General features: G+C 43.6%; 19 protein-coding genes. 3 read left to right on the top strand and 16 right to left on the bottom strand.

The window, feature by feature from the left end:
- The first annotated feature begins 15 nt into the window (after nt 1–15).
- Nucleotides 16–1,677 carry a S8 family serine peptidase gene (locus HY064_14925; GenBank protein MBI3511950.1) on the top strand — a complete coding sequence of 554 codons (1,662 nt, stop codon included), beginning with the start codon at nt 16–18 and terminating at the stop codon, nt 1,675–1,677.
- 30 nt (nt 1,678–1,707) lie between these two features.
- Here HY064_14925 and HY064_14920 read toward each other — a convergent pair whose 3' ends face one another.
- The 4 genes from HY064_14920 to HY064_14905 all read right to left on the bottom strand — a co-directional run bounded on the left by HY064_14920 (nt 1,708) and on the right by HY064_14905 (nt 4,983).
- On the bottom strand, nt 1,708–2,985 hold the full coding sequence (locus HY064_14920) for a hypothetical protein (protein ID MBI3511949.1): 1,278 nt from the start codon (nt 2,983–2,985) through the stop codon (nt 1,708–1,710).
- A complete protein-coding gene (locus tag HY064_14915) occupies nt 2,982–3,608 on the bottom strand; it encodes a hypothetical protein (protein MBI3511948.1) in 627 nt (208 codons plus the stop codon). Before HY064_14915 ends, HY064_14920 begins: the two co-directional genes overlap by 4 nt.
- 83 nt (nt 3,609–3,691) lie before the next feature.
- Nucleotides 3,692–4,225, bottom strand: coding sequence for a putative metal-dependent hydrolase (locus HY064_14910; GenBank protein MBI3511947.1), 534 nt, complete (start codon nt 4,223–4,225; stop codon nt 3,692–3,694).
- A gap of 20 nt (nt 4,226–4,245) precedes the next feature.
- The gene (locus HY064_14905; protein MBI3511946.1) at nt 4,246–4,983 is read right to left on the bottom strand and encodes a hypothetical protein; all 738 of its coding nucleotides are present in this window, start codon (nt 4,981–4,983) and stop codon (nt 4,246–4,248) included.
- 108 nt (nt 4,984–5,091) lie between these two features.
- Between HY064_14905 and pepT the strand changes: the two genes are divergently transcribed.
- A complete protein-coding gene (gene pepT / locus HY064_14900; protein MBI3511945.1) occupies nt 5,092–6,333 on the top strand; it encodes a peptidase T in 1,242 nt (413 codons plus the stop codon).
- Nucleotides 6,334–6,449: 116 nt separating this feature from the next.
- Here pepT and HY064_14895 read toward each other — a convergent pair whose 3' ends face one another.
- The 5 genes from HY064_14895 to HY064_14875 form a co-directional block, all read right to left on the bottom strand.
- Nucleotides 6,450–8,006, bottom strand: a complete 1,557-nt coding sequence (locus HY064_14895; GenBank protein ID MBI3511944.1) for a PD40 domain-containing protein — start codon at nt 8,004–8,006, stop codon at nt 6,450–6,452.
- A gap of 169 nt (nt 8,007–8,175) precedes the next feature.
- Complete coding sequence (locus tag HY064_14890; protein MBI3511943.1) at nt 8,176–10,203, bottom strand: PD40 domain-containing protein; 2,028 nt, start codon at nt 10,201–10,203, stop codon at nt 8,176–8,178.
- Between the two features lie 184 nt (nt 10,204–10,387).
- A complete protein-coding gene (locus HY064_14885; protein ID MBI3511942.1) occupies nt 10,388–12,574 on the bottom strand; it encodes an OmpA family protein in 2,187 nt (728 codons plus the stop codon).
- A 72-nt stretch (nt 12,575–12,646) separates the two neighbouring features.
- Nucleotides 12,647–14,689 (bottom strand): OmpA family protein, encoded by a 2,043-nt coding sequence (locus tag HY064_14880; protein ID MBI3511941.1) that lies wholly within the window; start codon nt 14,687–14,689, stop codon nt 12,647–12,649.
- 33 nt (nt 14,690–14,722) lie between these two features.
- A complete protein-coding gene (locus HY064_14875; protein MBI3511940.1) occupies nt 14,723–16,078 on the bottom strand; it encodes a 2-oxo acid dehydrogenase subunit E2 in 1,356 nt (451 codons plus the stop codon).
- Nucleotides 16,079–16,146: 68 nt separating this feature from the next.
- Here HY064_14875 and HY064_14870 point away from each other — a divergent pair, with 68 nt between their 5' ends.
- Nucleotides 16,147–17,145, top strand: coding sequence for a phytanoyl-CoA dioxygenase family protein (locus tag HY064_14870; protein MBI3511939.1), 999 nt, complete (start codon nt 16,147–16,149; stop codon nt 17,143–17,145).
- Between the two features lie 44 nt (nt 17,146–17,189).
- Here HY064_14870 and HY064_14865 read toward each other — a convergent pair whose 3' ends face one another.
- The 7 genes from HY064_14865 to HY064_14835 all read right to left on the bottom strand — a co-directional run bounded on the left by HY064_14865 (nt 17,190) and on the right by HY064_14835 (nt 24,173).
- Nucleotides 17,190–18,254, bottom strand: coding sequence for an endonuclease/exonuclease/phosphatase family protein (locus tag HY064_14865; protein MBI3511938.1), 1,065 nt, complete (start codon nt 18,252–18,254; stop codon nt 17,190–17,192).
- Between the two features lie 89 nt (nt 18,255–18,343).
- Nucleotides 18,344–19,213: a rhomboid family intramembrane serine protease gene (locus tag HY064_14860; protein MBI3511937.1), complete on the bottom strand. Its 870-nt coding sequence runs from the start codon at nt 19,211–19,213 to the stop codon at nt 18,344–18,346.
- A gap of 2 nt (nt 19,214–19,215) precedes the next feature.
- Nucleotides 19,216–19,908, bottom strand: a complete 693-nt coding sequence (locus HY064_14855) for a rhomboid family intramembrane serine protease (GenBank protein ID MBI3511936.1) — start codon at nt 19,906–19,908, stop codon at nt 19,216–19,218.
- Between the two features lie 3 nt (nt 19,909–19,911).
- Complete coding sequence (locus tag HY064_14850; GenBank protein MBI3511935.1) at nt 19,912–20,331, bottom strand: PIN domain-containing protein; 420 nt, start codon at nt 20,329–20,331, stop codon at nt 19,912–19,914.
- Nucleotides 20,331–20,591, bottom strand: a complete 261-nt coding sequence (locus HY064_14845; GenBank protein ID MBI3511934.1) for a hypothetical protein — start codon at nt 20,589–20,591, stop codon at nt 20,331–20,333. The genes HY064_14850 and HY064_14845 overlap by 1 nt, the downstream gene beginning before the upstream one ends.
- A 233-nt stretch (nt 20,592–20,824) precedes the next feature.
- Nucleotides 20,825–22,663 (bottom strand): DNA mismatch repair endonuclease MutL, encoded by a 1,839-nt coding sequence (mutL, locus tag HY064_14840; protein ID MBI3511933.1) that lies wholly within the window; start codon nt 22,661–22,663, stop codon nt 20,825–20,827.
- A 109-nt stretch (nt 22,664–22,772) separates the two neighbouring features.
- Nucleotides 22,773–24,173 carry a tetratricopeptide repeat protein gene (locus HY064_14835; GenBank protein MBI3511932.1) on the bottom strand — a complete coding sequence of 467 codons (1,401 nt, stop codon included), beginning with the start codon at nt 24,171–24,173 and terminating at the stop codon, nt 22,773–22,775.
- Nucleotides 24,174–24,201 lie beyond the last annotated feature (28 nt).

Here is a 24,201-nt window from a genome sequence, read left to right as displayed (position 1 = left end):
GAAAACATTTTTAGAATGAAAAAAATTTACCTTATTTATTTTCTGATCATTTCCATTAGCGGAGTTTCGCAGACAAAATACTGGGTTCAGTTCCACGATAAAAATAATTCGCCTTATTCGCTCAGCACACCTTCGCAATATCTTTCGGCGCGCGCCATTGCACGAAGAACCACGCAGGGAATTGCCATCGACTCTACCGATCTTCCTGTGAATCCAACTTACGTTGCCGGTGTTGCAGCAACAGGCGCTGCGGTCCACACTACATCGAAATGGTTCAATGGTTGTGTCGTTTTTATTTCCAACCCGTCACAACTTACAGCTATCGCCGCTTTGCCTTATGTGGTAAGCAACACAGCAGTTGGTGCGCGCGTTGCAAATACCAATGATAAATTTTCGGAAGAAACTTTTTCTCCGCTTCCGCAGAATACGCAGCGCACCGGGGAAATTTCTTCATCGTCGCTCAACTACGGCCCTTCGTTCAACCAGATCAATATGCTTGGCGGAGTTTGCCTGCACAACGCAGGTTTCCGCGGGCAGGGAATGCAGATCGCGATCATTGATGCAGGATTTTATAATGCAAATAATCTTCCGGTGTTCGACACACTTTTTCTCAATAACAGAATTCTCGGAACCTGGGATTTTGTAACAGGAGAAGCGAATGTGTATGACGATCACCAGCACGGATCTGAAGTTCTTTCTACAATGGGTGGAAATATTCCTGGACAACTTGTGGGAACTGCACCCGATGCAAGTTTTTGGTTATTGCGCAGTGAAGAAGCGGCAACGGAATATGTGGTGGAAGAATATTATTGGGCGACCGCTGCAGAATATGCCGATAGCGTTGGCGCCGATGTGATCAATTCTTCATTGGGATATACGGAGTTTGATGATGCAACAGAAAATCACACGTATGCCGACATGAACGGCCACACGACACCGTGCGCGCGCGCTGCGAATTTTGCAGCGAGAAAAGGAATTGCTGTGGTTGTTGCTGCAGGAAATTCCGGGCAGTCGCCGTGGTTTTATATCGGAACTCCTGCTGATGCTGATAGTGCGCTTGCAGTTGCAGCCACAGATGCTTCGGGAGTGGTCACTGGTTTTTCTTCACGCGGGCCTTCTTCCGACGGAGATGTGAAACCGAATGTAGGAGCGCAGGGTGGAAATTCTGTGATCTGTGATCCGTTCGGAACAGGAACGATGACGGGCAACGGAACTTCTTTTGCATCGCCCATCATGTGCGGACTCGTTACGTGTTTGTTGCAGGCACATCCTGCATTGGGAAATATGCAGTTGCTCCAGGAAATTGAAATGAGTGCAAGCCAGTATTCGATGCCTGATTCTCTTCTTGGTTATGGTATTCCTGATTTTTGCGCGGCGAATCTTTATCTCTCGGGTAATCCGAAAGATCTTGGCACAGAAAATATTGTTTACGACATCACTCCAAATCCTTTTTCTACATCCATCAGTTTTTCTTTTTTCGCATTGGGCGATCAGAAACTCACTGTGCGATTATTTGATATGCAGGGAAAATTAATTGTCGATGAGCAGGTGAGCGCTTATGGCAATTCAGAAAATCATTACAAAATGGAACAGTTGAACGATCTTGCAAAAGGAGTTTATTCACTGCAGATTTATAGCGCCGATTATTATTTTTCGACGAAGTTGGTGAAAGAATAATTCCGTTTTCTTTTCAAATCTCAAATTGCACTACGAAGCCGGCAGCACATCATAAGTTGCTTTGATCGTTTTCGGTGTACCTTCTTCCAACTCATCAAAGAATCCGCTCTTCTTCGCCTGGTCGATATTTTCATCGGGAATGAAAACCACGATCGTCACTTTTTCCCGCACAAAAACAGAATAGAATTTTCCTTTCACCTTCTGTTCGCCCAATGCAGAATTAACCTCATCAATGATTCCGGGCCAGATCATTCCTAAATGCTGATCAGCATCTGTTTCATAAACTTTTCCTCCGAGTGTGAATCGCACTGTATGCGTGGATGGATTGGCATGCTGGTCCGAAATTCCCGTGGGAGCAAAATTTCCCTTCGAGATCTTCACCATGTGCCGCAGAATATCTTCATACGGGTTGTAATCATTGATCGTGTCGAAACTTACAGTACAGAAAAGCGTGTCTAAAAAATCGAAGAGATCTTCCTGGCTGTAAAGTGTGCCGCGTATTACGTCTTCTTTTTTCTGCTGGTACCAGTCCTCCATTTCTTTTCCCGCAAGACCCGATCTTTCAAATGAAGCAAGTGCATCGCTGGTTTGTTGCGTGGTGTAGATCGCGAATTCATTCATGGGTTCTATCGCAAGATCGGTGATCGCAAGAATGGAATCGGCCTGGTTTTTTTTCAGCAGCATCAATCCGAAATTTGAAACATCGAGTTTTCCCATGTAATCATCCTTCTTGTTACAATCCTTGCAGAAGAATTGCGAAAGATAAAGTCGTTCGTCACTGTGAATGTCGGCGAGATAAGTATTGAAAAGTTTGTACATCAGTTCATCGATGGGCCAGCGCCGCAGGTAATACATATTCTTGTCGTAAGAGTGAATTCCGAATCGTGCGTGAAGCAAAACCCAGTTCGTGTCTTTTTTTTCTGCTGAGGTCGGAACATAAGTGCAATGCATTTCATCGGCTTTCAGTTGAGGAAAATGTTTTGCAAGCGTATCAAAGATCGTTGCATAAATTTCGTGCGGGGCTTTCCCGTTCAGCGAACTGTTTATCTTCAGCATTTTTCCGGAGCGCACCAGAATTTCTTTCATTCCGTTCAGCGAATCATTACGGAAAATTGTAATAAGAGAATCGAGTTGGCGATCCGATAATTGATCAAGCAATCCGGCGCGGCGCAGCTTCAGCACATTTTCACGGAATTCATCGGGGCCGTTAACAGTAGTGTTTGCATTGTTATCATTCCCGCTAGTACAGGAGAAAACAAGAAATGAAACAGCAGCGATGAAAATTAAATGGAAGAAGATCCGCTTCATTTGTTCTGGGCTGTGGAACTGTATTTATCAAATGCGTTGAGCATGTCGTTCCATGTGAAAGTTTTTTTATCTGCGATCGGGTAGGTAGTTGCAAAACCGGAAAACATATCCCATTCCTCCTGTGTGAATCCGAGTTTGCCAAGGACAGGTTTCATCGTGTAGAGTTTATGCGGATCATAAAGAGTTGCCTTCAGCGAATCGAGCGTTTTTACTTTTTCATGCAATTGTGCGTAAGCAGGAGTCGCTTTAAAGTCGTTCATGTGTTTGAGAAAATCGCCGTAAGTAATCGTATCGAATCCCTGGATGTGATTTTCATTCACATAACCCGGAAATAAATTGGGGATCACGTAAAGCAGATCGAAGCTGTCCACACCACAATGAGAAAGATCATTGATGTCGGTTTTTATCTGCACTTCATTTTTTTCATCGGGAATCCGTCTTTTCAGAACAGAACAGTTGTAATGAATATTCACTTTTGCAGAATCGAGCGAATCATTTGCAGCGCCAATCACTTTTTTGTGAATGGAATCATTAGCAGAATCAGTTCCGTTCTTCTGTTTCTGTTCATCGCCCGCGCATGAAGCGAGAACGGTGATCAGCAGAATGAAAATGGCATTACGCATGTCCTTCAAAGGTAACGAGAATTGGAAGTACAATGGTATAATGCGTTTTTACAAATAATGTCACAAAATATTTTCTGATAAATTCATCCCTTCTTCGCGAGCGTAATGTGCGCAAGGTGATGTTCGGAATGCCATGCGTAGAGTGAAACCAGTTGGAACAATTTCATTTCACCTCCGTGTTCGGGATGAATGAAGCTGCGATCCCATTCTTCTTTTTTCATGGAACGCATCAGGATGGTCCATCGTGCGTGCAATCCCTGGAGAATCTGCAGCGAATATTTTACCGGCGCATTTTTTCCGTCTTCGAGTTCAGCCCAGAAATTTTCACGATAAGTTTTTATCGTCGGCTCTTCTTCGGTCAATGTAAGTTTAAAGCGCGTGAACGCATTCAGGTGCGAGTCGGCGCAATGATGCACCACCTGCCTGATCGTCCATCCGCCTTCGCGGTATTTTTTTTCCAGTTGCTCTTCAGAAAGCCCCGCGATCTCTTTTTTCAGAGCATTAGGAAATTTTTTGATGAAGGAGATCTGTTTTTTGATCTTCGTCAGGTTTGCTTTTCCTGGCTTCTCCCATTTTCCTATCGGAAAGCGGAGTTGTTCGAGTTGCGTTTCGTTCATGATTTTGTTTTTAAGGAATATTATTCTCCTTCGGCATTGTGAATATAACCACGCTGAAGAATTGCGGTATTTGTGTTTGAGCTGGAATTCATATTGACTGAAAAATCTATCCGGATAATTTTGCCCGTGTTCAATGGTGCAAGATAACTGATACCGGTAGAAGCGGTATCGCCGTAAAGATCTTTATAATCTGTTTTCCGGATGGTTTTCAGGCGGGGATACCAGGCCGATGCAGGAAGAATGAACCAGGAGAGCGAGCCATTTTTTATTTTCGAATTTTTCCACGAAAGATTTTTCGGAGTCCATGTTTTTCCATTCAATTGAATAATGAATTCCGGTTGAGTGAGGAATAATTCCGAAGTGAGTATCACCAGTACATCGCCGGCATTCGCATTCCATTCCGATCCGTTGGGCCCGCCGCCATGATGAGAAAAAATATTTTCACCCAAACCAAAATGTTCCACATGATTAAGAATAGAGTTTTCCCACGAAGCAAGCCCTGCGGTATCATTCAGTGAATTCTCTTTATCATCAAGAAGATAAAAACATCCGATCGCATCTTTCAGAGGAACTTCTTTTCTTGCAACGGAAGAATCTTTTTTAAAGGGAATTGATCTTTGTGCAACAGTGTCCATTGTTTTTTCCAGTGGATTTTTTTTAGCAGCACCTGTTTTCCCTTGTTCGCCTGTCCCGGGATCACAGGAATGAATGAGTAGGGCGATCAACAGAATAAAGCAAAGGAAGGAACCTGTTCGCATGAGCAGAGTGCTGTTACAAGAATAATGAATCGTTTGTAAAATCGAAGTATTTCTCCGCTAATATTTATTCCTTTCTTATCATTAATTTCACCCTTCCAAAAACAGAATATGCAGATCGACCACTCCGTCCTCGAAAGGTTTTTACGCTATGTAAAGATCGACACACAATCAGATCCGGCTTCCACCACCTGTCCTTCGACCATGAAGCAAAAAGACCTTGGAAAAATTCTCGTGGAAGAATTACTCGCAATGGGAATCAGCGACGCACACATGGACGCGCACGGATATGTGTACGCAACCATTCCATCAACCACCACAAAAAAAGTTCCTGTCATTTGTTTTTGTTCGCACATGGACACTTCGCCCGACTGCAGTGGAAAAAATGTAAAGTCGATCGTGCATAAAAAGTTTGATGGAAAAGATATTATTCTTCCGGGAGATGAATCGCAGGTGATCAGGATGAAAGATCATGAAGCGCTGAAAGACCAGATCGATAATGACATTGTCACTTCAGACGGGACTACTTTGCTTGGAGCGGATAATAAAGCAGGGCTTGCCGAGATCATGGATGCTGCGAATTTCCTGGTGATACATCCGGAAATAAAACACGGTACGATCAGGATCTTATTTACGCCCGATGAAGAGATAGGCCGCGGAGTGGACAAAGCAGATATGAAAAAACTTGCCGCCGATTTTGGTTACACTATGGATGGAGAATCGATCGGACATATTGAAGACGAAACTTTTTCGGCTGATGGAGCTTCACTCGTGATCAAAGGCGTAAGTACACATCCCGGATTTGCTAAGGGGAAAATGGAAAATGCGCTGAAGATCGCCGGTGAAATTCTTCATGCTCTTCCGAAGGATACGTGTTCGCCGGAAACCACTTCCGGCAAAGAAGGATTCATTCATCCCACCGGTTTTTCAGGAACACTGGAAGAAGCGAAAATAAATTTTATCCTCCGCGATTTTTCCGATGAAGGATTGAAACAGAAAGCAGGAGTACTGGAGCATGCGTCAGGAACGGTAATGAAGAATTATCCGAATTCAACCTGTACCATGACGGTGACGGAACAATACCGAAACATGAAAAAGGTGCTCGACGCTAATCCTACCGTTGTTGAATACGCGATCGAGGCCATACGTTGTGCTGGAATACAACCTCACTGTTCCAGCATCCGCGGAGGCACCGACGGATCGCGTTTGTCATTCATGGGATTGCCCTGCCCGAATATTTTTGCAGGGGAACATGCTTTTCACTCGAAACAGGAATGGGTTTCCGTTCAGGACATGCAGAAAGCAGTGGAAGTGATTGTGAACTTAGTGATGATATGGGAAGAGAGATCTTAGGAGTACGAAATACGAAAGGGAACGAAACCCCCTGTAGTGGAAGCGAATTTCGTATTGATCCGCATTACGTAACTTTTTCCCGAACGCGTTCGGGATTTCGTATTTCGTACTCATCGTCACTGCTTCACCAATAAAATATCCTTATTCATTTCTCCCTGCGGGCCAATGTCGAAAACGTTGATCGTTTCTATGTAGGGTTTGCATCCGGCTACATCCAGGGTCATGATATATTTTCCGGGAGGTAAAGCCATAACATATTTTTTTGTAGTCTGATTGAAATTGTATCTGCCGTAATCTTCATTCGTAGAACTCAAAGTAAGATAGATCGTGAGATCGGCAAGATTAATGGTGGAGTCAGGAAGGTGAACAGTGCCTGTTACGAGAGTGAATGAATTCTGTTGCACTTCATTGAACACTACACGCCATATATCCATATCGCCTTGCCCGCCTTCGCGATCACTGGTGATGTATGCCACGCGATTATTCTCGGTGTAACTGATGGTGTAATCGTTTCCCGGGCCGCTGATCGGGTAACCCACATTTCGCGGAGTGGACCATGTATTATCTTCTTCATTCCAGATCGTATAAAAAAGATCGTAGCCGCCCATGCTGTTGTGCCCTTCGGAAGAAAAGTAAAGTGTTTTTCCATCGGGCGCCATGAACGGAAAATCTTCGTTGTAAGGAGTATTGATCGCAGTGATGTTAAGCGCCTGCCCCCAACCGAAATTTCCCGGAAGTTTTTTGCACACATAAATATCTGTTCCACCTTGTCCGTCGTCGCGTTTGCTTGCAAAAAATATCATATTGCCATCAGGAGAATAAGATGCGGCAGTTTCAAATCCGGAATTCACCACTTCAGGAAGTTTTTCAATTTTAGCAAAAGAATTTTTGTAAGTCGACTGGTAAATATCTCCAGCCGTAGAAATATCATCGACATAAACGGTCATTAATTTTCCATCAGCAGAAAGGCCGGTACATTGTTCATCATAATTTCCATTCACTCCCGGGCCGGCGCCTTTTGCTTTCGTGAAAACTCCATTCACAGATTTCGTGTACCAGATATCAGAAGCATAATATCCATCCATTTCCACTTGTGAAGCGCCCACATTTCCTTTTCTTCTGGAAGTAAAGATGAGCATCGATTCATCGGAAGTAACGAATGGATAATAGTCGGGATATTCTGAATTCACTTCTTTGCCGAGATTCTGGAAATTAACATCGAGTGGATTTGCAACAAGGATTTTTCCATTTTTGCATTGTGCAATGTAATGATCGGCATTTGTTTTTCCTTCTTTGTCGGCTTTCAGTTTGTAAGTTTCAAACTGCTTGATCGCATCATCAAACTTCAGGTCATACTGGTAGGCTTGCCCGAGGTAAAGCCAGGTGTCATTATCTGCTTTCGGATTTTTTTCAGCTGCTTCTAAATATTTTATCGCTTCTTTTTTATGTCCGTTCGTTTCAATATAGCAAACACCGATTCGGAAATTATATTCATAATTGTTCGGTTCTCTTTTCAGGCACGCGAGATAGATCGGGAGCGCCATCAGATAATTTCCATGAGAGTAATGTTCTGCCGCAGCATCAGGATCGGGAATTCCGGCAGACGGTTGAGCGATGACCGGAACGGAAACCCAAAGCAGCAGGGCTGCACAAAGCAACTTCACGGTTTTCACGAGAGTAGAGGTTGTTCTGTAAGTGTGTTTGCAAAATCCGCTCCAAAATGGAGGGCTTTACTCAAAATTAGCAATTCTCTTTGTCTTGGCATAACCGGTATGGGAATAAAAAAAAGCGCTCCGTTGGAAAGCGCATAACAAAACAGAAGGATGAAATTTAAACAGCCTCTTAATAGCCACGCACTTTCACATACTGGTATTTTTCATAGAGCGCTTTGTTCTTCTGGAAATCGGATTTGTATTGCGGGCCCAGCACATAGGAATTCACTTTTACCCAATGAACTTTACTCATGTCCACACCTTTTGCTTTGAGTGCTTTGTCAATGACGGCCTGCGTTTTTGTTGCGCGGTCTGTTGCAAGATCTTTATTTGAACTGAATTTTTTTGTTGGAACCTGTGAAGCGGCAGCAGTAATGCGGAAATTTATTTCTCCGAATTTATTGATGTGAGCAACACAACTGTCAATGAAAGTTTTAAAATCGGCATCATTCGGATCGATCTCACTGATGTTATACTTAAAGAACATCGAGAAATTCAGGTTATGCGTTTGGGTGAGTTCTCCTTTCCAGTCTTTCGGTTTTTTATGATGCAGCGAATCGTTTAAAGAATCAACGGGAACATCGATTGGCAATTTACCAATGACAAGATCACGAAGATTGATAGCGCGGTCGATCACTTCAAATTCCGATCCTGCCGGAACATCAATGATCTCGTTGGATAATTCTTTATCATTCACCATGTAAGAAATCTGGTAAGTAGCACCGGCAGGAAGAATGATGGTAAATTTTCCATTAGGATTTGGTTTGTACTGACCGGAAATATCACCTGTATTTGAATTGGTCACATCGATCTCAACCCGCTGTGTTAGCGGTGAACCATCGGAATTGTAAATTCTTCCTTTCAGAAGTGTGAGTCCCTGCACGGTTGGCGTTATTTGCGTAGCCATGTAAATATCTTTCTCTCCGTAACCACCATCACGCACAGAAGAAAAATAAGCTCTTTTTCCATCGGGAGATGTTACGTAAAAAATATCATCATCAGGTGTGTTGATTGGCGAACGCAAATTTACCGGCTCCACCCAGCGATCTGAATCATCTTTTGAAGTGAAGAAAATATCGAAACCGCCCATGGACTTGTGTCCCTTCGAAGAAAAGAAAAGTGTTTTCTGATCCGGGTGAATGAAAGGCGCATCTTCATCCTGGTCAGTATTCACAGTAGGTCCGAGATTAAGCGCTTTCGACCATTGCCCGTTTCCGAGTTTTACACAGCGATAAATATCTCTTCCGCCAAATCCACCCGGGCGATCGCTCACAAAATAAAGTGTGTTTCCATCTGCCGAAAGACAAGCGTGCGTTTCCCAGTACTTCGTATTTATGTTATTGTCGAGTGGAATAGGAGCCATCCAGTCGCCATTCATAAATGTGGTTTGATAAATATCTCCGCCATTATCATCACGATAAATGAAAAGCGTATTTCCATCCGAAGAAAGAGAAACAGAAGCATCGTTGGTTGGTGTGTTAATGTATTGCGAGATTGGACGAGCTTCGGTCCAAGTACCATCCGGTTTTTTTTCCGAAATAAAAATATCTTCATAGAATTCCCCGTCAATTCCCCTTTCGCCATAACGCCGTGAGGTGAAAATGAGTGTGTTTTCGTCAATGGAAACTACCGGGCTGTAATCGGCGTTCGGGCCATTGATGCTGTCTCCCATATTTGTAATCGTAACGGGGTTGGGATTGGCCATGAATTCTTTTGCATTCTGCGCCCAACTGATACGTTGATTAATATCTTTCAATGCTTCGGGATCGCGATCACCCAGAATTGCTTTCCACGATTCGAAATACATGATAGCAGAATCGAACTGGTAATTGTAGTGATAGGCGATAGCAAGATAATACATCGCATTCTCCGGCGCTTTTTTCACTTTTGGTTCATACGGATCGTAATTCCGGGAAACATCTTTAACCGCTTCACGCAGGTAGGGAAGTGCTTTCTTTTTTTCAGAATAAGAATAGAGATAACAAACACCCATTTTGTATTTGATGTTTGCGTTTGTTGAATCCACTTTGTAGGCTTCCGAGAAAAACTGGAGCGCCACCGGGTAATTTTTTTCTTCGATGAGTTGATTTCCCTGGAGAAAATTGTCGCGGTAATTCCCGGGGATCGGATTTATCTGAGCAGCAATTTTTTCACCCATTATCAGAAAGCACAAGAGCAGGCATAACCCTCGAAAGGCGCCTGTTATTCTCTTCTGGTTTATGGGGGAAAAGGAATTTTTGGCCTGCTTCACAAGCATAAAATTGAATTGGTCCGGGTAAGCGATAGGTTAGTCCGGCAAAATTAATCGTTTATACCGATTTTCCTTCCAAAAATTGTAATTATTAACGTGTTTTCCGAATGTCAACACGCCTGTTCAACGCTCTTCCGGATGGATTATCGTTTCCGTCTTTATTTTCATTAGGGGCAACCGGATCTTTTTCTCCATTTGCAACAACCGTTACTCGTTTTCTGTCGATCCCTTTCGATACAAGAAAATCCCTTACTGCGGAAGCGCGCTCGCGTGAAAGATCTATGTTGTAATTATCCGCTCCTTTGTCATCGGTATTTCCGGCAAGCAGGATGGAACTCTCCGGATTTTTTTTCATCCAGTCGAAAATGGCTTCCGCGCGCGAATGCATATCCAAGCGCAGATCTGCATGATCGAAATCGAAATAAACGGAAGCGAGTACGGAAGTGTCAGCTTGCTGTTTCGTGTAAGAATGAACATCGCTGAGAATAGAAGTGGTATAGGATTGTAATTCCTGTGCAGACTTAACAGAAGAAATGAATTTTTCCCGCGAGGCGGGAAGTGCAGAATATTCCATCGCCGAATCTGTCATGGCATTTTTGTCAATATCAGTATAATTCGTCGCGAGCACCAGCAATTCTTTTGTTCCCGTATCGGAAATATATTTGGTGAGCGTCAGTTCCTGGAAAATGAAATTGTAAGGCGAATCACTTTCCAGTTTCAACGTATCAGTGAACTTGCCAAAACCATTTGCACTAACGGTAATGAGGTAAATGGAATTATTAACGAATGGGAATATTGCATCGGCATTATTGCTGAAAGTAAGCGATGTGTCTTTTTGCCCATTAATTCCCCTAAGCGAAATGCTCACATCTTCCATAGCTGTAGTTGTTTCTTTCAGATGTATTTTGGCCAGCGGTGCAAATTCCGGTAAATAATCGATCTCATAAATATCAAGACTGCCTTCTCCATTGCGGTTGAGCGTTGCATACCACGCGCGATTCCCGTTCTGGTCGGGATAATAAAAAATATCATCATCGCCATTATTCACCGGCGCGCCAAGATTTTCCGGCGTCGACCATTTTCCATTGGCATCTTTCACACTTTTGAAAACGTCATAGCCACCCATGCCCGAATGTCCCTGCGAAGAAAAATAAAGTGTATTGCCGTCATCCGTCACAAAAGGAGAATCTTCATCTACATCGCTGTTTATTTCTGCACCGAGATTCACCGGTTCGCCCCAATCTCCATTTGAATTTTTTGTGCATTGCCAGATATCTTTTCCACCCACTCCGCCTTTACGGTCACTGATGAAATAAAGCATGTTGCCGTCGTGCGTAATAAAAACGCTCGGCTCGTATGACCGAGATGCATCTATGGAACGACTGATGCGCACCGGCGATTGCCACTGATCATCTTTAAGATCGGCTTTCCAGATATCATCGGAACGGAAAATGTAAAGTGAAGTTTCATCCGGAGAAAGTGCAATGGAAGCATCATGCCGCGAAGTGTTGATCTGTGAAATATTTTCCGCTTTTCCGAAAAAAAGTTTCATGTCGTAGAATTTCGGCTGGTGAAATGAAGTGTCGATGCGTTGCGCTCCATTCCAGTTAGCACCCGAGCGCGCCATATACACATCTTCATAATAAAAACCATCGTCATCTTTTTTTCCGCCGGTAGTTCCTTCCCGTTTGGAAGTGAAAAGAAGTTTAGAATGATCGCGCGTGAGCACCGGCGCATAATCGGGATAAATGGAATTCACATTCGGGCCGAGAGAATTGATCTGCACATTTCCCGGAGCAGCCCAGTATTTTTTTCCCGTTTCACATTGTGCAATGAATTCATCGAGATAAGATCGAGTGAGATCATTTCCTGTTTCATGTCTGAAAATGATGTAGAATTTTTCAGCATCAGTAAAATCATTCACACACTGGTAAGCTCTGGCCATGTGAAAGACCAGATCGAGCGAAGTGTCTTTTACAGAAAGCCCGATTGCTTTTTCGAGATACTTCACACTCATCGGTCGGGAAGTGGTGGAATAGAAATAAGAGATCCCTGCTTCGTAATTCAACTCCAGATCATCGCTATGCGAACTGAGCAGTACCATATAGAGAGGGATCGCATCATCATATTCAGAATACAGAAAATGCGTTTCTGCTTTGCGGAAGATCTTTTTTTCTTTCAATGAAAACGAATTGCTGCTCTTGCCATTTACGGGAAGCGCGAACAAAATGCAAAAGGAGAAAAGAAAAAAGAGCGGCAGAAACCGTTTCTTTTTCATGACTAGGGGGAATGGGTCTATTCAAAAATAACAAAATACGGTGAGGAAACCGCTTTTACACGGAACGATTCATCACTGGCCTTTGTTCTTCAGTTTATCAGGCACATTTATTGGCTCCACTACATCCTGGTATTTTCCATCAACACTGAGAATCGTGAATTCGAATCTGCGGTTGAGCGCCATTCCGTTTTTATTTGCAGAACCGTCTTTGTTGTAATTGATCGCAATCGGTTTTGATTCGCCATAACCTTTTGTACGCAATCTTGACTTGTCAACTCCTTTTGCAGCGAGGTAATCGGCCACAGACTGAGCGCGCTGTTCAGAAAGTTTCTGATTCAACTCATCACTTCCGCTTGCGTCCGTGTGACCGGAAATTTCCACAATGATCATCGGATGTTTAAGCATAAGATCAACAAGTTTATCCAATTCAGATTTCGAATCAGCTTTTAATTGCGATTTCCCGGAGTCGAAGAAAATATTCCGCACAACAAGTTTTTGTCCCACTTTCAATGGCTCGAGTTCTACCGGGCGATCGATAACTTCAAATGAAGAACTGTCGCCGATGTTCATGTTGTCTGACTGGTAGAGATAATCTGTTGCTTCGTAAGTGATGCTGTAATTTTTGCCTGAAGGAAGAATGATCACGTAGCGTCCCGTCAGTGAATTCGGCGTGTAAATTCCCATGATGTCGCCGGTCTCTACATCGGTAACCGTGATCTGTGTATTTTCAGGAACACCTCCATAAATACTCGTGATCATTCCCTGCAACACGGTGAGTTTTGATTCCTGTTTTTCCGGGAAGGTGAGAAAATAAATATCTTTTTCTCCCATTCCATTCGCATTGTTTGCTGAAGAATAGAAAGCATGTTTATCATCAGGTGTCGGGAAAAAAAACAAATCGTCGTCAGTGGTATTCACGGGATAACCGATGTTCACCGGTTTTCTCCAACCGCTATCCTGCACCATCACGGATGAGAAAATATCGAATCCTCCCATAGAAGCAGGGCCATTAGAAGCGAAATAAAGTGTTTGTCCGTCAGCAAGAATTTCCGGCGCATCTTCATCGTACCTTGAATTGATAGTGGGTCCGCAATTGATGGGCTTGCCCCATTCTCCATTGGGAAGCCGCAGCGATTTCCAGATGTCCCTTCCACCGAATCCGCCTGCGCGATCAGAAGTGAAGTACAATACAGTTCCATCAGGCGTAACACTTGCACTTGGTTCCCACGATTTGCTGTTCACATTATCATTCAGTTTCTGCGGCTGCATCCAGTTTGAACCGACGAGATTACTCGTGTAAATATTTCCATCACCAGCATCATCTTTGTAAATGAAGATCTGTTGTCCGTCAGCGCTTATTCCTACCGATGCATCGTGTCCCGGAGTATTGATATTATTACCAACAGGAATTGCTTTTCCCCAGGTACCGTCATCATTTTTTGTGCTGATGTAAATATCTTCGAAATACATTCCATCGCGATCGTCTTTCAATCCTCCTGTATTTTCGGGCCTGCGCGTGGTGAAAATAAGTGTGCGCTCATCAGCGGAGATCACAGGCGAATAATCGGGGTAAGGAGAATTAATATTTGCACCGAGATTTTCCACTTTGAAATTCACAGGAGAAGCTTCGAGTGTTTTTCCGTTACGGCACCATGCTTCACGCAGATCAAGATCCCGTACTGCATTTGAATCGGCGGTATTCATGTATCCCCGGCATTTTTCAAAATTGGCTAATGCATCGTCGAACTTCCCGTTGAGGTGCAGCGCTTCTGCAAAATAATAATACGTGGTAACCGGCGCTCTTCTTTCCTTGATGCTTCCTTCTTTGTATTGTTCAGAAACATTCGATGCCGCAGCGAAAAGATAATTCTCGGCTTTTGATTTTTCAGAAGGAATATTCAGGCAGCACACGCCGATCTTGAAAGAGAGATTGGAGTTGGTTGGATCTATCTTGTATGCTTCGAGGTAAAGCGGAAGTGCTTTATCATAATCATCATTCACAAAATATTCATCGCCGCGAACGATCTTCTCGCGGGCAGCTTTTGGAATTCCTGCAGAAATAAAAATGAGCAGTAAAGAAAAAACTAACAGTGTGTAGAGGGAAATTTTTTTCATAGGTAATTATTTCGGGTCATTTTTTTTTTGGATTCAGATCTCCCTGTTCACATCCCAGTTTTCGAGATAATCGGCAACTCGCCTTACAAACATTCCGCCCAGCGCACCATCCACCACGCGATGATCATAAGAATGGGAAAGGAACATCATGTGGCGGATACCGATCGTATCGCCGGAAGGAGTTTCTATAACAGCAGGTTTTTTCACAATGGAACCAAGAGCGAGAATGGCCACCTGCGGTTGATTGATGATGGGAGTTCCCATTAAATTGCCGAATGTTCCCACATTGGAGATTGTGTACGTTCCTCCGGCAATGTCATCGGGATTCAGTTTTCCTGCGCGTGCACGCGATGCAAGATCATTCACCGAAGCACAGAGGCCGAAAAGATTCATGCGGTCGGCATTTTTTATCACGGGCACAATGAGATTTCCCGATGGCAAAGCAGCCGCCATTCCGATATTGATATTTTTTCTCACGATGATCTTTGTTCCGTCGAGTGAAACGTTGATCATCGGAAAATCTTTTATCGCTTTTACAACCGCTTCCACGAAGATCGGCGTGTAGGTGAGTTTTTCTTTCTCCCGTTTTTCAAAATCATTTTTCACACGATCACGCCACCGCACGAGATTCGTTACATCTGCCTCCACGAAAGAAGTGACATGCGGCGAAACATGTTTACTCATCACCATGTGTTCGGCAATGAGTTTTCGCATCCGGTCCATTTCCACGATCTCGTCGCCGTTCATCATCGTTACATTCGGTGGAGTGATCTTCTGCGTGATCGTTTCGAATTTCGAATGATGGCCGTTTCCATTGGAAAGAACAGGCGTTTCAGTTTTTGTATTGTCAGCGACCGAATATGTTTTTCCTTTATTGGGAACGTAATTGAGAATGTCGTTCTTGGTCACTCGCCCGTGTGCGCCGGTGCCTGCAATGGATTCAAGTTCGGCGATAGAAATTCCTTCGTGCTTCGCAATATTTTTTACCAGCGGAGAATAGAAACGGGAAGATGCTCCTGTTTTGACAGCAACAACTTCTGAAATTTCAGTGACTGGTGTTTCTTTTGTGAGGGTTGTAACAGGAATTTCTTCTTTCTTCAGAGCAGTAACTTCTTTACTGATCACCACATTGCTTTTTTCTGCGGCAACATCAGAAGAGATCATCGCTACCGGTTTTCCGACCTGCACCACATCACCTTCTTTGCACATTTTTTTCGAAAGCACACCTTCGAATGGTGAAGGAATTTCCGAATCGACTTTGTCAGTTGCAATTTCCAGGATCGGTTCATCCAGCGCAACTTTATCGCCTTCATTCTTGAGCCATTTGATGATGGTGGCTTCGGCAACACTTTCGCCCATTTTCGGCATGACGACTTCAAGCTGTGACATAGGAATGGTGGTAAAATCTTTAAGACCTCAAAAATAGGGCTTTTTCACGGGAAAATTATTCAATCTTTGTGCGAAAGAAATTCATTTTTTCATTGATGTCCATTCTGAAAAAATACTGGAGTTCATTGCGTCGTATGCGTTTTCTGCATGTGTTGTACAATCTCACCAAATATCGCCGGCTTAAAAATAACAAAGAACTCTACGAGAAGTTTGGTATTGATAAAAGCGTCGTGAGTTCTATTGCACATAAAGACATTTCCAATCCCGGAAAAGAAATTCCTTGGCTGGATCGTGAAAATGCGCTGGAGGAATTGAAAAAAAAGCCGGAACTAAAATTTTTTCCGCTGCAATGGCAGGAACAATTATTGGCCTGGCCCGGGCGGGGTGTAATGATCCTCGAACATTTTGCAACTGAGAAAACGTGTGATACTATCAACGCCGGCCTGGAAAAGATCATTGTAAATAAAGAACTCGATTTCGATTATACCAATTCACGCGTAATGAATGCATGGAAAAAGTCGGATGCAATTAAGTCGCTGGCGAAAGATAAACTGCTCCACGATTTTCTTTCGTTCACGTTGGGAAAAGAAGTGGTTCCGTTTCAGACGATCTCATTTTTAAAAGGAAGCCGGCAAAAAACGCATTCCGATTTCATTCACATGACAACGGAACCGGTTGGTTATCTCATCGCAACGTGGGTGGCATTGGAAAATATTTCTGCCGATTCGGGCCCGCTGCATTATTATCCCGGAAGCCACAAATTGCCTTATATACTGGGCGAAGATTTCGATCACGACTCCAATTCGATTTCTGTTGGCGACGATCTTTACGGAAATTACGAGAAGGAAATTGCAAACCTTATTGCGGAGAAAAAACTGCAGAAAGAAATTTTTCTTCCGAAGAAAGGCGACCTTCTCGTCTGGCATGCCAATCTTCTTCATGGCGGCGAACCGGTGACGAATGAAAATTCAACGAGAAAAAGTTTAGTCACACATTATTTCTGCAAGGGGGAAGTGGTGTGTTATCATGAGATCACGCAGCGGCCGGCGGTGATGGAAGAAATGTGATTACAGCCCACCAATTAATCGGTGGACGATGATCCTGAATCAAATCATTTCTTCACTGCCAGCTTACAGATCACCGGGTAATGATCCGATAACTTTTCTGTTCGCAGCACGCGGAAATCATAAGCGAGAAATGCATCGTCATGAAAAATATAATCGATGCGCGGAACGGGAAATGGATTCTCAAAAGTTTTTCCGAAACCACTTCCGCATTCGGAGAAAGCATCGGTGAAGCCATAAGAGATCGCGTGATAAGTATAGGATACCGGCGTGTCGTTGAGATCCCCGCAAAGAATAATCCTGTAATGACAACCTGCAATATGCGCTGCCACCGATTCGGCCTGATTGGCGCGATTGGTGTAAGCGCGTTTCATTCTCCGCAGAATATTCTTCGAACTTTCTATTTCATCCTGCGCTTCCTGGAATCCCGAAACTTCATTGAGGAATTTATAATCGGAGCGGGCGAGCGCTATCGACTGCAGGTGCATGTTGTAAATGCGTACCGTATCTTTTTGGATGAGCAGATCGGAGTAAATGCAGATGTTGTTGTGCCGGTTGTTGAATTCAATTTTTCCTTTATTCAGAATGGGAAATTTCGAAAAGGTGACAACGCCATAATGATCGGTTCCTTTGGAATTGAAAGTGTATTCGACATGAACAAAAGGATAATGCATCATTTTCTGAATGGAATCAAGATTATCGAGTGAAGAAGAATCGCGTGTGAAAAATTCCTGGAGGCAAAGCACATCGGGACGCTGGCCATTAATGAGTGCGAACATTTTTTCGCGTGCATTTTTCTGCCCGCTCCATTTGTAGAGATCGAATATTTTCACGTTGTAGCTCATGAGCGAGAAAGAATTCCCGGGAACGGCAGGGGAGAAGAAATGAAAATTAAGCTGGCGGAAAATAAGGGGCAATGAAAAAAGGAGGATTCCCAGCGAAAAAAACAATTCTCTTTTTTTCAGGAAGCTCCATGCGATGAGAAAAATAAAATTAAGGAGTACAAAAAAAGGATGGAGCAAACCGAAAAAAGCCATGGGCCAGAAAATAACGGGGCTCACGTAGGGAGCGAAAATGGAAAGCAGCAGGCAGAAAATAAAAAAGCGGCTCATCCATTTGAAAGAATGATAAAGCCATCGCCTTTTTTTCTCCGGCGAAGTAAGATCGTTGTCAGAAATTTTTTCCTCCAATGGGAAAGGGGTCAGAACTTATCGTGATTCTTACTGAGAAATTCTTTTTCTTCTTTCGTGAGACTATCGTAACCGGAACGGGAAATTTTGTCGAGTATTTCATCCACACGTTTTCTCAGCGAAGCTTTTGACGTGTTGTACAATTCGTCATTCGCACGCGCAGAACGGCTGTGCTCGACACGCAGGTTGCTGCGTCCTTTGAAACGGAATAAAGAAGTGAATCCTTCGAGGAATTTTTTTCCGAGACGCATCTGCGTTCCGTAAATGAATCCGAAGAGTGCGCCTCCGAGGTGCGCGAATTTCCCGCCGGCATTATCCGCAAGATCGAGCAGCGTAGTCAGCACAAACGCGATCAACGCCACCCACTTTAGTTTTACGGGAGTACGGAAAAAGAAAACAATATAATCTGGTGAATAAGATCCCACGGCAACGACTACCGCCATTACACCGGCCGAAGCGCCTTCGAGTCCCGCATTGCCTTTGAAAAATAAATTATAGAGCGCAACAAATGTGATTCCGCCAATGAGCCCGCCGAGAATGTAAACAGCCGTGAGGCGCGCACCACCAAGCAGGTCACTGAAAATTCTTCCGAGAAAATAAAAAATGATCATGTTAGAGATGATATGCATGAGCCCGTAATGCACGAACATGTAGGTGAAGAACGTCCAGATTCTCGGGAGAAAAAGATGAATGTCGGAAGGAAGATCGGTCCATCGCGAAATTACATCATGAAAATCCTGCCAGTCGCCGCCCGAGCGGAGAATGAGAATATTGATCACGATATTCAGCGTGAGAAAAACCGCGACGTTGATGATGATCAGTCGCGCGAGTGCGCCGTATGTGCCGCGCAAAGCCATGCGCAGATCTCCCGTTATGCTCATAGTCAGTAAAAATTCGACCGGCTGAGTGAAAATATTTTTATCATGAGGAATCCGAAGATCATTCCACCGATGTGTGCAAAGTGAGCGATATTGTCAGTTGGATCGGCTTGCCACGCGCGCAATAATTCACCGCCGCCGTAAATGAGCGCCACCCATTTCAGTTTGATCGGGAAACCCATGAACCCGATCATGTACATTTCTGTATTGGGAAAAAGAAGTGCAGATCCCATCATCACTCCGTACACCGCGCCGGATGCGCCAAGCAAAGATCCCATTGGAGGATGCGCTTTCAGTAAGGCCCACCCGTCGCCGTATTCATTGAGCATTTTCACCTGGTCGAAGGTCTGCCACACCTGGTAGATCATGGAAGCGCCGACACCGCACACGAGATAAAAAATAATAAAACGTTTTACGCCCATTGAATTTTCGAGCATGGCTCCGAACATCCAAAGCCCGAGCATATTGAAAAGAATGTGCGAAGCATCGGCATGCATGAACATGCTGGTGATGTACTGGTACCAATGAAAATCGTTTGTGTAAGGATGATGCAGATCGAGATAAACATCAATGTCCATACTTCTTCCTGCAGCGAGAATCTTCGCAAAGAACATGATCGCGTTGATGATAATGAGATTGAGAACAGCAGGAGGGAACAAACGCTGTCTCGCAGGGCGGTATTGATTGTAATAACTCATTTATTAATTTATGTTCAATTGTTTCAGGAATTGTTCAGGATGTAGAACTGTGATCTTGGAAGTTTTAAAATCTCTGATATTTCTGGTGATGATCACATGGATATTGTTTTCTATAGCGGTGTAATACTGAATGCCATCTTCAAAGTCTTTGAAGTCAGAAGAAAGCGCAAGGCCGAAGATAGGATCGTTCAACGCAAGTGTGGTCACCAGAATTTGCATACCGAGAATCTTTCGCCTCACAATGTTATCTTTCATAAACCTGGAAAGAATATAGTGGCTATTGGCGAAAGACAAAACCGAAACGTGGATCTTTATCCTTTTCAAGTGTGCGGCAGACAAAAGCCTGAGCGCGACGGAATGATGTGGCTCGCGACCGGAAAGAAAATCCACGACAACATCAGTATCGAGAAAAATATTTTCCATTATTTGTATTTCTTTTCAAGGTATGCGGTGTATTCCTTTCGGAAATTGAAATTCTTGGGAAGTTTTACTTTGCCGCCGATACCGCCAATACTTCTGACAAGCGGTGTGATGCCATCTTCATCTTCCTTGTTTTCTGTCGAAATGAGATGTTCGAGATATTTTTCTATCATCTTTGAAAGACTCATATTCTTCGATCGCGCATATTTTTTGGCTTTCGAAATAACCTTATCGTTTAACTTGAGTGTGAGTTTGGTATCCATGGCATTTTGAATTGTACGTACAAATATAATAAAGTTATACGTATCATTTATCCGCTTGTTTTTGGTCTTTGCAATCTTTCTAAAAAACTTTTCTTCGTGCTCCTTTGTTTTTGTATCGTTGAGGCCTCGATAGTGGAGAAATGAATACTACCAGGGCAGGAAGGCACTTGGGATCCTCTAAGTTTCATAAAAAAAATTTAATCAGAAAGCAATTTTTCAATGAATAACAGGAATTAACGTTTGAACCTTTTATCAATTTCCTCAATGGGAAAATTAATGAAGGCGGGTTTTCCATCGGGCGCATACGCGGGCGTTTCACACGCAAAGAGTTCATCGGCGAGTGCACGCATTTCTTCCGGCGAAAGAATCCTTCCCTGTTTTACAGCGGCCTGCTTTGCAAGCGAACGGGCGATACTTTCCTGCGGATGCAAACGAAGTTCCTGTTCATTCTCGCGGAATTCGCCGATCATTTTTTCGAGGACAAGCGCTGCACTTTTTTCTTCGAGCCCTGCCGGAATTCCATTCACCACAAAAGTATTCGCGCCGAAATGTTGCACATCGAATCCGCAGGAATTTATCTCGCCCAGCAAACCGGAAATAAGTACCGCATCAGCAGCAGGAATTTCCATCGTCTCGGGAAAAAGTAATCGCTGCGAAGAAGAGTTTGCATTTTTCATCGCGCGCAGGAAGCGCTCGTACAGCACACGCTCGTGCGCACGCTGCTGGTCGATCACGAGTATGCCCGAGCGGATAGGCGTGAGTATGTAGCGCTCGTGCAATTGCCAGATCTGTGACGAAGAAGGATGTTCAACCGGCGCATCCATTTCGCTGTGAAGGATCTTTTGCCCGGGTTCATTTTTAGCTATTCGCTGGTCGAACATCTGCTGCCAGTCGCCGGAAAATTTTCCGGGAACAGGTAATGGGTTTTCTCCGGAAAATTTTTTCTGTTCTGCGAATGGATTGTAACCGGGATTCACTTTGATGGTCGGTGCAACGAGAGCAGCATTATTTTTTGCCGGAACCTGCATGCTCATTTCCTGTTCGAAATCGAGTGTTGGAGAAATATTATATTGTCCCAGCGCGCGCTTCACAGCAGAACGAAGGATCGCGTACACGGAACGTTCATCTTCGAATTTCACTTCTGTTTTCGTAGGATGAATATTCACATCAATGGATTTAGGATCCACTTCGAGAAAAAGAAAATAACAGGCAAAAGCATCTTTCGGCAGCAATTGTTCGAATGCAGATTGTACGGCGTGATGCAGATAACTATTGCGGATAAAGCGTTTGTTGAGGAAAAAAAACTGTTCGCCTCTCGATCGTTTTGCAAATTCAGGTTTGCCGATGAATCCCGAAACGCTGAGAATAGGAGTTGATTCTTCCACCGGAACAAGCCGTTGGTTGTAAGGATTTCCATAGAGCGCAACAATCCGTTGGCGCAATTGTGCGCGGAAATCGCCGTGACCGGGAAGCAGGTTGAATAATTCCGAATTGTTGTGATGCAGGGAAAACGCGGTGCCGGGATGTGCGAAGGCGATGCGTTCGAATTCTTCTACGATGTGACGGAATTCCACCGCTTCCGATTTCAGAAAATTCCTGCGTGCCGGAACATTGTAAAAAAGATTTTTCACCGAGAACGATGTGCCGGCGGGAACAGCGCAATCTTCCTGCGAAATGAATTTGCTTCCTTCCATTCTTATTTCTGTTCCGGAACTATCTTCTTCGCGGCGTGTTTTCATTTCCACTTGTGCTACGGCAGCAATGGAGGCGAGCGCTTCGCCGCGGAATCCCATCGTGTGAAGATCAAAAAGATCACCGGCATTACGGATCTTGGAAGTAGCGTGGCGCTCAAATGAAATTCTTGCATCGGTTTCCGACATTCCTTTTCCGTTATCCACAATTTGCAGCAATGTGCGCCCGGCATCTTTTACAATGAGTTGAATTTTTGTAGCGCCGGCGTCGATGGAATTTTCCATCAATTCTTTCACAGCAGAAGCGGGACGCTGGATAACTTCACCTGCGGCTATCTGGTTGGCAACGGAATCGGGGAGAAGGCGGATGATATCGGGCATATTGTGATAAAAATAAAAATGCAATTAGTAAGAAAAAAATTTCTTTGTCAAAGGTAAGGTGGAGTAACCAGTTGTCGGTTGTAAGCAGTCGGTTTTTTTTCAAATTGGTTCAGCGACTCAGGTTCTTCCCAATGTATTTTTCAGTCGGTAATAAACTCTGCTGAATTCTTTTCGCGTAGTGAATACTGTCGAGAATGTCCTTGTTCTTTTCTTCGATAAGAATTTTCTGCTTTTCCGTCTCCGCACTTTTTATTTCAATGATTTTTTTCTGTTTACGTGTTACACGCAGCGAGCGGAAAATAAATCCGGCAAAAAGAATTACCAGTCCTAATCCCCCAATGACAAATAACAGAATTACTTTCTGCTTACGCGCGTCTGCCTGTGCGAGCGCGTCTTTTTTTTCCTGTGCAGCTTTCTGTTCATTTTGTTTTTTCTCGAATTGGTAATTCAATTCCTTGCGGGTAATTTCTTTATTTTTTTCCTGGGAGAACAAGGTATCTTTTAATGCCATTGCGTTTTTGTAATATTTCAATGCCAATTCGGGTTTTCCCATTTTTTCATAAGCGTCGCTTAATTGCTCTTCAGTATTCTGCGTATGATTAAGAAACCCAATGGTGGTATCAATGGCAAGGGCGTCGAGCAGGTATTTCTCTGCCTGTTTATATTTTTTCAGTGTAATGGATAACGTTCCGATATTTCCAAGCCAGGCTGCGCTGTTATTCTGGTTTCCTAATTCTTCATCAAGTTTCAATGCCTGCAAATAATAATTCATTGCCTTATTCAGAAGATCTTCATTTACATTTTTGTTTTTCGATGACGATTCGGCTTGATGATCATAAACAATCCCGATATTTCCCAGCGCCGATGCAATTAAATTTTTAGCGCCAAGCTCTTCAGTCAGTTTTAATGTTTTGAAATCATAATCCAGTGCGTTGGCGTAATCACTCTCTTCATCATAAACAACTCCCATATTGCTGAGTTGGATCGCGATCCTTTTTTTGTCGCCACGTTGTTCAGCTATTTTTAATGCTTTCCCATAGTACTCTAATGCCTTCGGGTAATCGGATTGCTCATCATAAACAATCCCGATGTTTCCGAATATTCTCGCCAGGCCGCTGCTGTCTTTTAAAGTCTCGTCTATTTTCAGCGCGTTGAAATAATTTTCCAGCGCTTTCAGGTAATCGGCCTTCGCCCAATATCCGACACCGGAGCTACTGTATGAATTCGCCTCTCCTTTTTTAAAATTTATTTTTTTCGCAATCGCTACCGCCTGCGTCCCAAGAAGAATGGTCGAGTCGGGATTGGTTGAATAAAGTGCGGAAGCCAGGTAATCCAAATGATTCACTTTATTCGTATCCTCTTTGTCTCTTTTCAGCTGGGCCAAAAGAGAATCGATCTTTCCATTCTGAGCAGGAAGAAATGTGCAGAGGTGCAAATCTGCCTGTGTGCAAATAATGACCAGAAAGTATTTCGACAAATTCTTTATTCTTAATTGCAGATTGTGTTTCATAATTTCTCCATTGGCAAATTACAGTTTT

The organism is Bacteroidota bacterium (genome assembly GCA_016194975.1).
Taxonomy (GTDB): Bacteria; Bacteroidota; Bacteroidia; order Palsa-965; family Palsa-965.
The sequence above is the reverse complement of the archived record's forward strand: the minus strand, read 5'-3'. Positions and strand labels throughout refer to the sequence as shown.